The sequence below is a fragment of the Corynebacterium callunae genome, assembly GCF_046592015.1.
GTDB classification, from domain to species: Bacteria; Actinomycetota; Actinomycetes; order Mycobacteriales; family Mycobacteriaceae; genus Corynebacterium; species Corynebacterium callunae_A.
The window spans coordinates 43,995-58,117 of the sequence record NZ_JAWVOB010000007.1 but is presented as its reverse complement, the minus strand read 5'-3'; the positions used below and the strand labels follow the sequence as shown (position 1 = coordinate 58,117).

15 protein-coding genes are annotated in these 14,123 nt (G+C 53.2%); 8 read left to right on the top strand and 7 right to left on the bottom strand.

Annotated elements, in window-relative coordinates; genetic code table 11:
• The first annotated feature begins 15 nt into the window (after nt 1-15).
• Entirely contained in the window at nt 16-1,182 is a 1,167-nt protein-coding gene (locus SFC07_RS09025) for an MFS transporter (protein ID WP_411207916.1), read from the top strand.
• On the opposite strand, the gene SFC07_RS09020 is transcribed toward SFC07_RS09025, so the two are convergent.
• Nucleotides 1,179-2,504, bottom strand: coding sequence for a M20/M25/M40 family metallo-hydrolase (locus tag SFC07_RS09020; protein ID WP_411207915.1), 1,326 nt, complete (start codon nt 2,502-2,504; stop codon nt 1,179-1,181). The two genes, SFC07_RS09025 and SFC07_RS09020, sit on opposite strands and share 4 nt — an antisense overlap.
• 540 nt (nt 2,505-3,044) lie before the next feature.
• On the opposite strand from SFC07_RS09020, the gene SFC07_RS09015 reads away from it, so the two are divergent.
• Complete coding sequence (locus SFC07_RS09015) at nt 3,045-4,601, top strand: cytochrome b/b6 domain-containing protein (protein WP_411207914.1); 1,557 nt, start codon at nt 3,045-3,047, stop codon at nt 4,599-4,601.
• On the opposite strand, the gene SFC07_RS09010 is transcribed toward SFC07_RS09015, so the two are convergent.
• From SFC07_RS09010 to SFC07_RS08995, 4 genes are all read right to left on the bottom strand, one after another.
• Nucleotides 4,588-5,646 carry an ATP-binding cassette domain-containing protein gene (locus SFC07_RS09010; protein WP_411207913.1) on the bottom strand — a complete coding sequence of 353 codons (1,059 nt, stop codon included), beginning with the start codon at nt 5,644-5,646 and terminating at the stop codon, nt 4,588-4,590. The two genes, SFC07_RS09015 and SFC07_RS09010, sit on opposite strands and share 14 nt — an antisense overlap.
• The gene (locus SFC07_RS09005; protein WP_411207912.1) at nt 5,637-6,245 is read right to left on the bottom strand and encodes an energy-coupling factor transporter transmembrane component T family protein; all 609 of its coding nucleotides are present in this window, start codon (nt 6,243-6,245) and stop codon (nt 5,637-5,639) included. Before SFC07_RS09005 ends, SFC07_RS09010 begins: the two co-directional genes overlap by 10 nt.
• Before the next feature lie 39 nt (nt 6,246-6,284).
• Nucleotides 6,285-7,031 carry an ECF transporter S component gene (locus tag SFC07_RS09000; protein WP_411207911.1) on the bottom strand — a complete coding sequence of 249 codons (747 nt, stop codon included), beginning with the start codon at nt 7,029-7,031 and terminating at the stop codon, nt 6,285-6,287.
• A 180-nt stretch (nt 7,032-7,211) separates the two neighbouring features.
• Nucleotides 7,212-8,123: a nucleoside hydrolase gene (locus SFC07_RS08995; protein ID WP_411207910.1), complete on the bottom strand. Its 912-nt coding sequence runs from the start codon at nt 8,121-8,123 to the stop codon at nt 7,212-7,214.
• Nucleotides 8,124-8,270: 147 nt separating this feature from the next.
• Here SFC07_RS08995 and SFC07_RS08990 point away from each other — a divergent pair, with 147 nt between their 5' ends.
• The 6 genes from SFC07_RS08990 (at nt 8,271) to SFC07_RS08965 (ending at nt 11,828) form a co-directional block, all read left to right on the top strand.
• Nucleotides 8,271-9,248 carry an SPFH domain-containing protein gene (locus SFC07_RS08990; protein ID WP_411207909.1) on the top strand — a complete coding sequence of 326 codons (978 nt, stop codon included), beginning with the start codon at nt 8,271-8,273 and terminating at the stop codon, nt 9,246-9,248.
• 3 nt (nt 9,249-9,251) lie between these two features.
• Nucleotides 9,252-9,446 carry a hypothetical protein gene (locus SFC07_RS08985; RefSeq protein WP_411207908.1) on the top strand — a complete coding sequence of 65 codons (195 nt, stop codon included), beginning with the start codon at nt 9,252-9,254 and terminating at the stop codon, nt 9,444-9,446.
• Between the two features lie 44 nt (nt 9,447-9,490).
• The gene (locus SFC07_RS08980; RefSeq protein ID WP_411207907.1) at nt 9,491-9,640 is read left to right on the top strand and encodes a hypothetical protein; all 150 of its coding nucleotides are present in this window, start codon (nt 9,491-9,493) and stop codon (nt 9,638-9,640) included.
• Between the two features lie 138 nt (nt 9,641-9,778).
• Nucleotides 9,779-10,390 (top strand): DNA-3-methyladenine glycosylase I, encoded by a 612-nt coding sequence (locus SFC07_RS08975; RefSeq protein ID WP_411208013.1) that lies wholly within the window; start codon nt 9,779-9,781, stop codon nt 10,388-10,390.
• A 92-nt stretch (nt 10,391-10,482) separates the two neighbouring features.
• Nucleotides 10,483-11,085: a DUF1707 domain-containing protein gene (locus SFC07_RS08970; RefSeq protein ID WP_411207906.1), complete on the top strand. Its 603-nt coding sequence runs from the start codon at nt 10,483-10,485 to the stop codon at nt 11,083-11,085.
• Nucleotides 11,086-11,198: 113 nt separating this feature from the next.
• Nucleotides 11,199-11,828 carry an NADPH-dependent F420 reductase gene (locus SFC07_RS08965; protein WP_411207905.1) on the top strand — a complete coding sequence of 210 codons (630 nt, stop codon included), beginning with the start codon at nt 11,199-11,201 and terminating at the stop codon, nt 11,826-11,828.
• Here SFC07_RS08965 and SFC07_RS08960 read toward each other — a convergent pair.
• Both SFC07_RS08960 and SFC07_RS08955 read right to left on the bottom strand, forming a co-directional pair.
• On the bottom strand, nt 11,825-12,688 hold the full coding sequence (locus SFC07_RS08960; protein WP_411207904.1) for a CAT RNA binding domain-containing protein: 864 nt from the start codon (nt 12,686-12,688) through the stop codon (nt 11,825-11,827). The two genes, SFC07_RS08965 and SFC07_RS08960, sit on opposite strands and share 4 nt — an antisense overlap.
• Before the next feature lie 34 nt (nt 12,689-12,722).
• A complete protein-coding gene (locus SFC07_RS08955; protein WP_411207903.1) occupies nt 12,723-14,120 on the bottom strand; it encodes a glycoside hydrolase family 1 protein in 1,398 nt (465 codons plus the stop codon).
• Nucleotides 14,121-14,123: the final 3 nt, after the last annotated feature.

Sequence of the window (14,123 nt, the reverse complement as noted above, 5' to 3'; positions counted from 1 at the left end):
AATTAATCTAACTCCATGACAACTGCCGTGCATCCACAGCGCTCCAAGGTTCTCAGTGGGCTGATCATTGCACAGATTATGGTGGGCGCTTCCAATGGTGTCACGCTGTCCATGGGTAGTTTGTTGGCTGCGCATTTGGCAGGCGCTGCCTGGGGTGGAGCAGCCGCTACTTTCACCACCATTGGTGCTGCTATTTTCTCCATTCCACTTGCCCGCATGGTGCAAAAATACGATCGGCGAACCTCCCTAACAAGCGGAATGCTCTTAGGCTGCCTGGGTGCACTAGCAGCTTTAATCGGCGCACAGTTTGGAATTTTCGCGGCTATTTTACTGGGCTTTTTGCTCTTAGGCGCCATGAGCGCGGTTAATTTGCAGGCCCGTTTTGCTGCCACTGATGTGGCCAGTGAGGATTCCCGCGGTCGCGATTTATCCCTGGTGGTGTGGTCAACCACCATCGGTGCTATCGCTGGCCCCAATTTATTTACTCCTAGTGCCCGCTTTAGTGAGTGGCTGGGGTTGGAACAACATGCTGGCGCATATCTCCTCTGTCTTTTGGGACAATTAATTGCCATTGTCGTTTGGCGATTCACCCTCCCCAAAGGCCTCAAACCCGCAGGCAGCACCACTACTCAAACACTTGTTAAAAAACTTAGTTTCGGTGCGCGCCGGGCAATTTCAACTGTTGCAGTCGCACATTTTTCTATGGTGGGACTGATGTCCTTGGCCGCGGTCCACATGGATCATATGGGTGTGAGTCTCAGCGTCATCGGCCTCACCATTAGTCTGCATGTGGCCGGAATGTACGCCTTGTCCCCAGTCTTTGGCCTGCTCAGCGATAAAATCGGCCGTCGTTTCGGCATCTTTTTAGGCCTCGGATTGCTCGGCGCCGCAACCCTCTTTATGATCTTCTGGTCCGAACCACAGTGGTCAGTCATTGCCTCGATGATTTTGCTCGGGCTGGGCTGGAACTGCACCCTGGTTTCCTCTTCTGCTTTGCTTATCGACGAAACCTCCGCCCCAGCACGGACCTTTGCACAGGGGCGCAGCGATCTAATAATGAACCTGGCCGGCGCCGCTGGCGGCGTCCTGGCAGGTCCTCTCATCGCCTTCGGTGGAATGCCACTTTTTGCCAGCGTTGTTGCAGCTGTGGTGGCAATCCAAGCAGTGGTGAACTTAGCCTAGGAAATGAACTGCTTCACTACCTTTTCATAACCTTGGACAGTGAGCTCTAGATCCTCTAGGTGCAGAGCCTCATCATGAGAGTGCAATTGGCCCATGGCATAGGCCAAGGTGCGCTCGGGGGCATGAACTGCAAAACCATAGCCCACTCCGCCTTGCTTGCGTGCAAAGCGAAGATCAGAACCACCAGTAGAAATCACGGGCACAACCGGGCTATCTGGGAAGAAGTCACCCAAAACAGAGGTCAGGGTCTGATAAAGCGGTGAATCGGTGGGGCTTAGGGTTGCTTCCTCAGAAATGAGGTGTTCAATTTCCACCTCGTCGGCGAGGTCTCCCAACGCGGTGCGCAAGACCTCATCAACATACTCATTGCTTTGGCCAGGCAAGGTGCGGATATCTAATTCCAAATAGGCGTGTGAGGGCAAAACATTAATGGCCTGACCTGCACGAACAACGGTCTGTGCGATGGTGAGGTGGGAAATGGCGTGAGCAATACGCGAAAGCTCGCCAAATTCTGCATAGGCTGCTGGGTCAGTGCCTTCCAAAAGTGCCTTTTCCGTTGCGGGATCAAAGCGGTGTGCTTGCACCAGGCCTTGCCAAATATCGTCCTTGGCCACGTCGATCTCAGCAGCATCAATACGGCGCGCAACCTCAGCAATTTTTACAATTGCACTATCTCGATCAAAGGGGATGGAACCATGACCAGCATCGCCGTTGACATGCAAACGGCGTTGGGCAGCGCCCTTTTCACCCACGGTAATCACCACTGAATCACTACCATCGGTGGCATGCAGGTGCGATCCACCGGATTCAGAAAGGCAGTTTTTCCAGCTAAAGAGGTCTGGATGTTCCTCCATTAGCCACTTGGCACCGAGACCACCACGGGCTTCCTCATCGGCGACACCAACAAAAGTAAGAGTGCCACGCAGTCCCCCAGCGCGGGCGACTGCCCGGGTGACGGCTGCTTGAGTTGCCGTAATAAAGAGCATATCGACGGATCCTCGTCCCCAAATTTTTCCATCTGAAATCTCAGCAGCAAAAGGATCCTTGGTCCACTTTGGGCGATCGACGGTAACCACATCGGTATGGCCTAGCAAGGTAAGGGGTTCCGCAGTGGGATCAGAGCCGGGCACAGTCACGATAATTGAGGTGCGACCTGGTCGAGGCTCAAGTTTTGTGATTTCCACATGGGGGGTATCGGCAAAAAATCGCTCTAAGGTTTCAGCATTACGAATCTCTTGACCCGAATCTGGGGTGAGATCATTAACGCAAGCGTTTTGGATTAACTCCTGCAGCAGTTTGAGGGTTTCGTCGAAAAGCGTCATCTTTTTCCTCTTAAATAGCATGGCTAAAGACCCAAGCTTAGCTTCCTCATCATTGGGTTGTCTTTGCACTAGCAGGACTTAAATCCAAAGAAATTATTTTTGCTGCGAGCCTGGCAGACAAATAGCTCCAATAAGGGTTTTTTCAATGTCGTATCCAATTGAGCACCATCCTAAGGGTGGGTCTTTGGAGCCCCAATAGATACTTTCAAAGTTGGGTTGTTTTGAAATTGGTAAACATCATTGCGATCAAGCCCGGAAAGAAAAGTAATCCAAAGTCTAGAATTGCCAGATGAAGATCTTGCAATCTACCAGGTCACGGACTCAAAAGACCATCAGAATTAGATTTCGCGGCACCTCTGCGGTGACTTCTGGGGCAAAGCGCCTCGTGGAGGCTTAACGAATGAAACAAAACCTTGTTTAATGTGGATATTTAGCCCCTGGGCACTACCCTAAATATCCACATGGAGTTTGCATTTTTTATTCATTCTAGCGACTCCCCCAGACCCCCGATTCAAGATGCAGTAAGGGAAACTACCTCATATGGACGGCACTGCGCCTGAAAATAAGATTGCCAACATTCCTCCTGCACCAGGAGGCGCAATTCCCGCTCCTGGTTCGGCCATCCCCGCACCAGGTTCAAGTGTGCCAGCTCCGGGAACTGCAGTGCCCGCTGCCAGCACCTCTACTCCCGTCCCGGCCCCAGGTAGCGCGGTGCCCGCACCTGGTAACGCTGCTATTCCCGCACCTGGCGCGGCTATCCCCACTCCAGGTTCTGCGATTCCAGTTCCAGGCGCAGCAGTCCCCGCACCCGGAGCAAGCGTGCCAACTCCTGGTTCCGCAATTCCAACTCCAGGCGCAGCCATTCCCGCACCCGGCGCGGCAGCCCCAGGTGCAGCGATTCCAGTCCCCGGTGCAGCAGTGCCGACACCAGGCGCAGCCATTCCCGCACCCGGTGCGGCAGCCCCAGGTGCTGCAATTCCTGCTCCCGGCATAGCAACCCCCGGTGCAGTAGCTCCCGGTTTGGCAGTCCCTGCCCCAGGAGCTGCCCCCGCACCGGGCGCGGTTTCAGCACCCGGTGCTGTTTCCCCAGCTGCAGCACCTGCTGTAAAGAGTTCTCCGAATATTCCGGATGCGGAAAAACGCCAGCGCACTGATCACTCCGGCAATGTTAAAAAGGAAGAGCCGCTGCGCCTCCGGTTGGCACGGCCGATTACTCGCAAACAGTGGGCGATCACCCTTGGTGTTGGTCTGGTTGGCATTGTCATTCTCGCAGCTATCATCGTGAGCTTGACCAGGATACTTTTGGGCACCGAGACTATGCAGGACTTCATCACCACCTATCCAGGTAAGTATGAAAAGCCAAGTTCTTTGGAAGCAGGTTTCCCGGCGTGGTTGAGCTGGCAGCACTTCCTCAATATGTTCTTCATGATCTTGATCATTCGAACCGGTATCCAAATCAACCAAACTCGCAGGCCTAAGGGATATTGGACACCAAAGAAGGGTGGCAGAAAAATCTCGCTTACCCTGTGGACACACCTTTCCCTGGATCTTTTGTGGATCATCAATGGCGCGGTCTTTTTCATTATGCTTTTTGCCACCGGTCAGTGGATGCGTATTGTACCCACCAGCTGGGAAGTCTTCCCTAATGCACTAAGCGCTGGTCTGCAGTATCTTTCCCTGGATTGGCCTACAGAAAGTAGCTGGGCAAGTTATAACAGCCTGCAGGAATTGACCTATTTCCTCACCGTGTTTATTGCTGCACCACTATCGATTATTTCCGGCTGGAGAATGTCGAGCTACTGGCCTAAAAACAATGCTGCCCTCAACAAGATTGTGCCAATCGGCTTTGCCCGTGCCATCCACCTGCCAGTAATGGTCTATTACGTAGTATTCATCTGCATCCACGTTTTCTTGGTGCTGGCTACCGGCGCATTGCGCAACCTGAACCACATGTATGCCGGTCAGGATGTGGAAAACTGGGTTGGATTCGGCTGGTTTGTAGCCTCACTGGTGGTGATTATTGCTGGTTTCTTTGCCATCCGACCAGTGCTCATCGCACCAATTGCCAAGCTTTTTGGCCAGGTTACCGCGCGCTAAAAACAGCGCTAATATCCAGACTCTCCACGGTGGCGTAACTGAGCACTTCCTGCACAAACTGATCATCATGGCAGCTGAGCACCAGGGCGCCACCACTGCTGAGATAATCGGCAAATTTTTGATGCAATTGGCTGCGGCCAATAACATCAAGCCCCACATCTGGTTCATCAGCCAGGAGCACCTGCGGTTTTGTACTTAATGCGCTGTCGCATTGTACGAGCCGCAGGTCTTTTTGTGAAAGATCCAAAGGATGGGTGGTGTCAGTACTGCCTGGCACCATATCTGCCACGGTGGCATCAATAACCTGGTCATGGGGGTCTTGCAACATCAAAGACACACCTGGATCATTGGCCATTGCACGCAAAAGCGTGGATTTTCCAGCCCCATTTTTACCTTGCATCCACAGCACCCCGCCCACAGGCACAGCACAATCAATCGGCCCAATGGTGAACTGTGCAGCAGGTTCTTTGAATTGCCACCACCGGCGTTTTGCTTGGCCGCGGTGTCCCACAATCCCACTAAATTCGCGGTGTCCCTGCTGCGGGGAAACTCGAGCAGGCAACTGCAAAACCTGATGTTCCCCCAAATAAGTTGTGGGGACGTCATCCAAATAATTGCGATGCCCAGCAAGCACCACATCGCCTGGATAGTCCAGTAGCAAACGGCGCAGAAGATCCCGCGAGGCGGAATCGAGGCCGGCGAAGGGTTCGTCGAGAAGCAGCGTTGGGGCGCCCAAGATGGCCACGGTGCCGATCGCCAAGCGCCTGGTTTGACCACCAGAGAGCTCGGTGGGGCTGCGGTCAAGCAGGCTCTCAAGGTCCAGCGCGCGGGCCATGCGGGCCAGCTCAGCGCGCATTTTATCCACCGGCACCCCGCGTTGCTCCAGCCCAAAAACCAGCTCTTCAGCCACGGTGGCGCGCAAATAAGTAATGTGCGCGCGCGGATCGGCGGTGAGCATCACAGCGCCGGGCGTGCTGCGATAAAGCTGCTCCAGCGTGCGGCTAAGTCCTGCGCCCGAGGCGCCAATAAATTGGGTTATAGCCACCAAACCACCCCTATCGCGAGCAGCGGAAAAAGCCACCTTAAAAGCTTTTCGACGCGCCTCTCCCGCACGTCTACTAATAAAGTGCGAGATCCTTTGCGGTCCAGGCCCGCAACTTCGAGGGGAATCGCGCGGCTGGCACCAGCATTTAATAAACGAATAATCAGTGGCAGGCCAATGTACTTCAGGGAACGCACTGGTCCGCGGGTATTTCTACCGCGTAATTTATTGGCGTCTCGCACTGAGGCCAAGGCTTCCCGACCCTGTGGCAGCATCTGCACTGCTGACCCCACCACATAGGCAAGACGGGGCCAACGGTATAGGGCTTTAACCAAATCAGGCACCGTCATAGCCGTTGCTGCCACCAAAAAGACTGACATCAAGGCCGTAAAACGCAGGGTTAAGGCCAATGCCACCTGCCATCCGCCCTGCCCAAAAGGAACGTGGACTAACACCATGGATAAAAAGACGGGCAGCGATAACACAAGGGTATTGGCTAGCACGGAAATATTGCGTACCCGCCACATTCCTACCGCTTGGGCACAGATCGCAATGGCTGCACTAAGCCATAGTTGATTCACGCCAAGCACAATAATCCACATGCTTGCCGCTCCTACGATCCATGTCAGCGGGTTCACCTTTTAGACCTTTGACTGCACTTCCGGAGCCAAAGCCCTGGTGGTGCGCTGTGGCAAGGACTTCACCACCACAAAAACCACCACCATCACAATGGCCTTATCCAAAGGATCAGAAATAAAGGACTGCCAGGTGACAGAAGCGAGCAGAGAATTGCCCATTTCGCGGAAGAGGCTCACCAAAGCACCAGTACCAACACCTGCGGTACCACCATAAACAAAGGCAGCTACCGGTGCAGCCACCGCGCCAGTGATCAAACCAATTACCGCACCGGAAACAATCGCGAGGAAGATATTGCGGAAAGCGCCCTTGCGAATAGCAACACCAGCAAGCCAACCGGTCAGAGCGGAACCTGCGGCAAAAGGCAGTGCCAGGGGGTTAAACAGAGCCCACACCACGGAGCTTAGAGCACCAGTGGCCAAACCGGCGCTCGGGCCAGCAAGGGCTGCAACCAGCACAGTTCCCACAGCATCTAGGTATAGAGGAACACCGATGGAACCGGTTACCTGGCCCAGCAAAATATTGAGGATCAGCGCCACTGGAATAATGGCGATGGTTCGTGCTGGCAGGGTGGGCAAAACGCCTGCAAGAAGTGCCAGGGTACCGCCCACATAACCCACCAAGGTAATAATTGCTTCGGTGGATCCGCCTACTGATTCCCAGTCGGTGGGGCGAACAAGAACAAGGTACAGCCAGGTGGCAGCAATAAGGACGCCACCGAGGGCGATCAAAAAGCGTTGGTTTCGTGACATGCCAAATTCCCTTGGATAGTGGGGTGGTTTGAGGGACGCGCAAGAGCCCTGCACTATGTCACCTCGTGCAGGGTTTGGAACGATTGAAAAGTATAACCGACGAGCGCGCAAAAACCTTAAGTGCTGCAACCTTAAGGCTACGGACGGCGGTTGAGGGCGGCGTCGAAAAGCGCTGTGCTTTTAGCTGCGCAGGGTGCGCAAAAATTCGGCATGGGCGGCCTCAATGTCCGCGGATTGGACCAGGTAGGCGTTGGCCGGCCGACCCCAATGCCCGCGGAAATCGGCGATGGTGGTGCCACGCAGCAGCGGTGACTCTGCTTCCACGTCCACGGTGAGCTCAAGACCTTTAAAAGGGATGCGGTCCAGCGCAATCATGCAGGTCAGCAGATCGTGGATCTGCGCAAGATAGCCCTCCCCCTGGGCCTCGTGGAACTCAAAATAAAAGCGCAAGATCTCTGGCAGGTACTGCGCAATGGGGGTTTCACCCAGGGCAGCAATCACCTCATCCAGGCTCTCCTGGTTCAGCGTGAATTGCTCAGTCACCTCCAGCGAACACACGGTGATGAGGTTTTGCGCCTGCGCAAATGCCTGTTTTGCGGCGTGCGGATCAACCCAGGAATTCCATTCCGCAGTGGGAGTGGTGTTGCCCCGATAAAGATAAGCGCCACCCATGAGCGTAGTGCGCGGAACTGGGCCAAAGCTCGCTAGGTTGGTTGCTGGACCGGTGACAATTAAGCGCAGCTCAGGATAGGTTTTTATGGCCTCGCTCCACAGCTCCTGCCAGGAACCCTGCGACTGCGCAGGAAGTTCTGGAGTGATATATCCAAGTCCGTGGGGGCCGTGGGTTTCAGGGGTGGTCACCAGTGGCACCTCCAGTGGGGCTTCCTGACCTGCAACAACGGTGATATCCTGCAGCCCGCATTGCGCCAACACCCACCGCGTATTGATCGCTGTTTGCTGCACATCAACATTGCCGGCCGTGGTGCTAACCCCCACCAATTTAATAACGCCTTGCTTATGCAGAGCCGCCAAATAGACCAGCGCGAGGGCATCATCAATGCCGGTATCACAATCAAGCAGAACAGGGATCATAGGTTGTGAGCTTAGTGGGCGCGCTTAAGGCGCGCGGGGGTGGGCTGGTAGGCGCTTTTCAACGAAACCCTTTAATGTGATATCACTTTTTGATAATCTGATATCACATTCTTTTTAGTCGCTTTTTAAAACGCTAGGAGCCCCGTGATGACCAACCACTCCCTTGAAGAAACCCCACCGGCAGTTGTTGCCACCGAACCCGTTGGCCATGATGGCGCCCGCGTAAATGTCAAAGAGTCCACCGTGTGGTCACTTGGTGCCGGACCTACTGCCATCGCACTGGTGGTGTTAATTGCCATCATGGCTGGCACCGTATTTATGTTTATTAACGCAGTTATAGCCCTTGATGGTGGCGATTCCAGCGCCATGGTTTCACTCCTGGCCAGCATTGTCATTTTCTTCATTGCGCTGGTTGTCACACTGACCTCCACCAAGGTTGTAAGCCCTGGCCACACCCTGACCGTGCAATTTTTTGGACGCTATATTGGTACCCTGCGCCGCACCGGATTATCTTTTGTTCCGCCACTGACAGTGAGCAAAAAGGTTTCTGTACGTGTACGCAACTTTGAGACCAAAGAAACCAAGGTCAATGACTACAACGGCAACCCCATCAACGTGGCTGCCATCATCGTGTGGCAGGTAGCCGATACTGCACAAGCAAGCTTCGCCGTAGAAGACTATGAGGAATTCCTGCACCAGCAGGCTGAATCCGCACTGCGCCATGTGGTCACCCAGCACCCATATGACTCCCCCATTGATGGCCGAATTTCACTGCGCGGATCCACCGATGATGTCAGCAATGAGCTAGCCGCAGAGGTGGCAGCGCGCGCTGCGGTTGCCGGACTTGAGATTATTGAAGCTCGTATTTCCTCCCTCAGCTACGCCCCAGAAATTGCGCAGGCCATGCTGCAACGCCAGCAAGCATCCGCCATTGTTGATGCCCGCGAGCAGATTGTGGAAGGTGCTGTAACCATGGTGGAATCTGCCTTAGCACAGCTGGAACAACGCAATATTGTGGACCTAGATCCAGAACGACGCGCTGCAATGGTATCTAATCTCCTGGTTGTTCTGTGCTCGGATACCAATGCCCAACCAATCGTCAATGCCGGTAGCCTCTACCATTAAAAAATGGTCAGAAAACAGGTGCCACTGCGCCTAGACCCAGCGGTGCATGACGCAATAGCCCGCTGGGCTGCCGATGAGGCCCGCAGTACCAATGCTCAAATTGAAATAATGCTGCGTGAACAACTTAGAAAAGCAGGACGCCTGCCCAAAAATGTCGGCGATATTCCCCACCCCGGACGGCCTAAGGAAAACCCTTGAGCAGCGATCTCATTATCGGTTCCGATGGGCGGTAGACCTTAACTATGAGCGGTGACTACATGTGCGGAAAAGCTCTAGACAGTCATGCCACCAAGACGGCACTATTAGGTATGGATATTAACCTCCAACTCACCGCAGAACAGTCAGCCCAGCTTTCTGACCCTGCAGCTTCTGAAGGCCAGTCAAAGCAGTAAGTAATTACCTCGCTTATCCATCAACAGTGGGAGCAGATCCAGGTGCTGGATAAAATCCTTTCTAGTAGAAGCTCATTGATGGATCGGCTTAAAGATGCATAAGTGGGCCAGCTCCTCCACGTTTTAGTAGATTTTGCAATGTTAAGGAAACCTTTGAGCAGCGATCTCATTATCGGTTCCGATGGGCGGGGCAGACCTGCCTGGGCAGCACAAGATTCCCTCTTGCGGGAATACTATGACCACGAATGGGGCATGCCCATTAGAGATGAACAAGGCCTTTTTGAAAGAATCAGCCTGGAAGCATTTCAATCAGGGTTGTCCTGGTCCATTATTTTGCGAAAACGCGAGAACTTCCGCGCAGCCTTTGCCCAATTTCATCCAGATAAAGTGGCTGAATTTGGAGAGGAAGACATAGCCAGCCTGCTGGAAAATCCAGGAATTGTGCGCAACCGCCGAAAGATCCTTGCCACTATTAATAATGCTCAAGCCACACAACGGCTGAGAGAAAAAGGCGGATTAGTGGAATTGGTGTGGAGTTTTAAACCCTCGCATACCCCACAGCCGCGAAGCCTTGCAGAGATTCCCACCCAATCTGCTGAATCCTTAGCGCTCTCCAAAGCCCTAAAGCGGGAAGGATTTAGCTTCGTTGGCCCCACCACTATGTTTGCCCTGATGGAGGCCATTGGCATGGTGGATACTCATCTAATTGGAAGCCACCGTCGTGGAAGTTCCGGGATTTGGACTTCCTAGCACCGCAGTGGGGCGGACTCTGCACCACAATCTAAAAAATTCGGGGAAACCCCGGATGTCCATGTACTTTCCACCCAGCTAAGGTGGTCACTATGGGCGCACAGTTTCCAGGCAGTAAAGATATTCGAGTCAGCGATAATGAACGTTCCGCTGCTTTGGCAGCACTTGGCCAGTTTTATGCCGAGGGCAGATTAACCATGGCTGAAACTGATGAGCGCTGTGCAGCCGTCGCAAATGCCACAACTAAAGGTGATTTGGACGAGATCTTCTTTGATCTGCCACACCTTTCCAGTGCTGCGGTGGGACTACCTGAAAAAACTTATACTGCTGCTGAAGTCGCCCAACTTCACCGCCAGGGGGCACGTCCACGAGCTGGAATTTTAGGTTTAACTACGGTGGCTGCCATTACCGGAACAGCAGTTTTGGCACAGTCAACGGTTTTTGCTCCAGCACTTCTAGCGCTTATTCCACTCGTTTTTATCCTGCTCTATGTCATGAAGGTGGGCCCAAGCAATTGGTATGCACCAACGCCACGCCAAATTGAGAGAAACCGAATCAAAGAACTGCGCAAAGAGGATAAAATTCGCAATTTGGAGCTGCGTGCACAGCGTCGTGAACGTAGTCATGCGCTTAAAACTAAAGCCCTTGATGCTGCTGAAAATGTCATTTCCACCAAGCCATGGAAGCAACGTTAGGCTATCCTGAAATATTTTCAGCTCCAGTTTTGTTGATGAGTCATAGAAAAGTTCATAGCTTTTAGTTTTAAACTTCCCTTGCCCTCATCACTGTGAAATCAGGTGTTTTACTTATGTCTACTGCACTTCCAACTATCGCCATCCTTGGTGCTGGAAAAGTAGGTTCCTCCATTGCTCGTTCAGCTGTAGCTGCAGGTTATGAAGTCCGCATTGCAGGCTCCAGCGCGGTAGAAGAGATTGCGCTTACAGCAGAAATCCTCATGCCAGGTGCAAAACCAAGCACCGCGGCACAGGCCGTAGACGGCGCCGATATTGTCATTTTGGCTGTTCCCCTACACAAGTACCGCAGCATTGATCCCAGCGGTATGAGTGGAAAAATTGTTATTGACACCATGAATCACTGGGTACCAGTTAATGGTGAAATGGATGAGCTCACCTCAGATCCCCGCAGCTCTTCGGAGATCATTGCGGATTATTTCCCCGGCGCGCGCATGGTCAAAAGCCTCAACCACATTGGCTATCACGAGCTAGAAGAAGATGCGCATACCGGTCGCGCCATTGCTTATGCCACCGATGATGAAGCCGCGGGTGAGGTTGTGGCAACGCTTATTAAGGACTTTGGCTTTGACCCCATCAATATTGGAGCCTTGGCCAATGGTCGCATCCTTGAGCCTGGTCAGCCCGCCTTTGGCGCTCACCTCACCAAAGACTCCGACCTGGGTTTAGCAGCTCTAAAGAACTAGGCAGTACCTTTATCTTCAGCGAGACGGGCAACATGCAGGGCAAGGTATGTTTGCTCATCCGCTGAAAGCTCTTTACCTAAACGAAGTTCCAACACCTGAGCCAAACGTTCTGCACACAAAGTTGAGGCAGGATGTGAGGCTTCGAGGCTGGTGCGCAGCACTGACATTCCGTCATTAAGCTGCGCATTATTTTTTACCCGTACAAAGAAGTAGCGCATATGGGTAATAAAACGCGCGGCATTAACGGAATTTCGGTCTAGGGTAATGCCAAAGGCGGAATCGATAACGTCAAAAAGCTGGCTGAACACTCCGGTCATCACATAGGTTTCAGCGAGATCTTCGGTCCGGAAACCTGCATTTACCAGGTGCAATGAGATAGCTACGGTTTCAGCATCAGGAAGTGGCGCCACCTTACGCGCAGCCAACCACTCATTGGTGCGCGCTAAAATCTGCGCAGCTAAGCGTGACTCAGTGGGATAAAGATGGTTTACCTCTGCCTGCAAAGGATTAGGCTGCGCACTAAGTTCCGGCTCTGCCTCATTGCGTTTAACCGCCATTTGCAGGTGATCTGCCAAGGCCACCACAGTGGCGCTGCCAACTGGGGCATCAAGATCAGCAGACACAGAGGCAATGAGCTCGGTGGCTAAATCCACATAGTCCAAGGGCACTTCGGCCAATAGGCTGGCCATGTGGTCAGCATCGCGGTTGTTTTCCGGCACAAAAACCTGGGTGATTTTTTCACGGTCAACATCGTGGCCGGGCTTCTTTTGAAACCCAATGCCCCATCCGGTCAGCACCACCTCGGTGTCATCCTTGATGGCAAGCACCACATTATTATTTAGTACTCTGAGGATTTTCACCGAGCTAGCACTGCCCTTTCCGCGATCTTAAAAACTACGCCTCGAGAGAGGCACCATTGCTGGCGATAACCTGACGGTACCAATCAAAAGACTTCTTCTTATAGCGCTTCAAAGTGCCACTGCCGTCATCGTTACGATCAACATAGATGAAACCATAACGCTTGGACATCTGCGCAGTTGATGCAGAAACCAGATCGATAGGTCCCCAGGTGGTGTAGCCCAAAAGCTCTACACCATCTGCAATTGCCTCGCCTACCTGCACCAAGTGATCATTGAGGTACTGGATGCGGTAATCATCTGCCACGGTGTCATTCTCCAGCACGTCCTTGGCACCCAGTCCATTTTCCACAATGAACAATGGCTTTTGCCAACGATCCCAGAAATCATTAAGCACAATGCGCAGACCAACTGGATCAATCTGCCAGCCCCATTCAGAAGCTTCCAAGGTGGGGTTCACAATGCCGCCAATGAGGTTGCCACCACCGGTGGTGTAATTCTCCGGATCGTGTGCCTCGCAGACAGACATGTAATAGGAGAAGGACACAAAGTCCACGGTGTTTTTGAGGATCTCGCGGTCTTCTGCGGTGATGTCCAGGGTAATGCCATGCTCGCGGAAGTGGCGCAGCAAATAACCTGGGTAATAACCACGCACATGAATATCACCAAAGGCGTAGTCAGACTGTGAGCGTTCCTGAGCGGTGCGCTGATCGCGGGGATCAGGGGTAATGCCATAGCGTGGCACGGCAATGATCATGCAGCCCACTTTGTTCTCTGGATCAATCTCATGGGCAATTTTGGTGGCCAAGGAGCTGGCCACCAGCTCATGGTGAACTGCCTGGTAGAGCTCGGATTCAGAAAGCTCAGCGCGTGGAACCTCAATGCCACCGGCCATAAAAGGATTGTGCAATACGGCGTTGATTTCATTGAAGGTCAACCAATAGCGCACGCGGCCTTTAAAGCGGGTGAATACGGCGCGGGCATAGCGGCCATAAAACTCGATGAGCTCACGGTTGCGCCAACCGCCATATTCGCGGGAAAGTGCCAGCGGAGTTTCATAGTGGCTCAAAGTTACCAAGGGCTCAATGCCGTGCTTTTCCAGCTCATCAAGCACGCGATCATAAAAGGCCAGGCCTTCTTCATTGGGTTCTTGTTCATCACCACGAGGGAAAATACGTGACCACGCAATGGAGAAGCGGAAGGTCTTAAAACCCATCTCGGCAAAGAGGGCGATGTCTTCGGCGTAGGTGTGATAAAAATCGATGGCCTTGAGCTTGAGGTTATCCTCAGTTGGTACCTCTACCGGCGGAGCTGAGATTCCGCGGGGCATAACATCCTGGATGGAAAGCCCCTTGCCGCCCTCGTTATAGGCGCCTTCGATTTGGTTGGCAGCAGTTGCGCCGCCCCAGAGAAAACCTTGTGGGAATGCAGTCATGAT

Excerpts from the sequence above, each read along its gene's own strand:
- SFC07_RS09025 (WP_411207916.1), top strand. The coding sequence starts at position 16 with ATGACAACTGCCGTGCATCCACAGCGCTCCAAGGTTCTCAGTGGGCTG.
- SFC07_RS09020 (WP_411207915.1), bottom strand. The coding sequence starts at position 2,504 with ATGACGCTTTTCGACGAAACCCTCAAACTGCTGCAGGAGTTAATCCAA.
- SFC07_RS09015 (WP_411207914.1), top strand. The coding sequence starts at position 3,045 with ATGGACGGCACTGCGCCTGAAAATAAGATTGCCAACATTCCTCCTGCA.
- SFC07_RS09005 (WP_411207912.1), bottom strand. The coding sequence starts at position 6,245 with ATGTGGATTATTGTGCTTGGCGTGAATCAACTATGGCTTAGTGCAGCC.
- SFC07_RS09000 (WP_411207911.1), bottom strand. The coding sequence starts at position 7,031 with ATGTCACGAAACCAACGCTTTTTGATCGCCCTCGGTGGCGTCCTTATT.
- SFC07_RS08995 (WP_411207910.1), bottom strand. The coding sequence starts at position 8,123 with ATGATCCCTGTTCTGCTTGATTGTGATACCGGCATTGATGATGCCCTC.
- SFC07_RS08990 (WP_411207909.1), top strand. The coding sequence starts at position 8,271 with ATGACCAACCACTCCCTTGAAGAAACCCCACCGGCAGTTGTTGCCACC.
- SFC07_RS08985 (WP_411207908.1), top strand. The coding sequence starts at position 9,252 with ATGGTCAGAAAACAGGTGCCACTGCGCCTAGACCCAGCGGTGCATGAC.
- SFC07_RS08980 (WP_411207907.1), top strand. The coding sequence starts at position 9,491 with ATGAGCGGTGACTACATGTGCGGAAAAGCTCTAGACAGTCATGCCACC.
- SFC07_RS08975 (WP_411208013.1), top strand. The coding sequence starts at position 9,779 with ATGTTAAGGAAACCTTTGAGCAGCGATCTCATTATCGGTTCCGATGGG.
- SFC07_RS08970 (WP_411207906.1), top strand. The coding sequence starts at position 10,483 with ATGGGCGCACAGTTTCCAGGCAGTAAAGATATTCGAGTCAGCGATAAT.
- SFC07_RS08965 (WP_411207905.1), top strand. The coding sequence starts at position 11,199 with ATGTCTACTGCACTTCCAACTATCGCCATCCTTGGTGCTGGAAAAGTA.
- SFC07_RS08955 (WP_411207903.1), bottom strand. The coding sequence starts at position 14,120 with ATGACTGCATTCCCACAAGGTTTTCTCTGGGGCGGCGCAACTGCTGCC.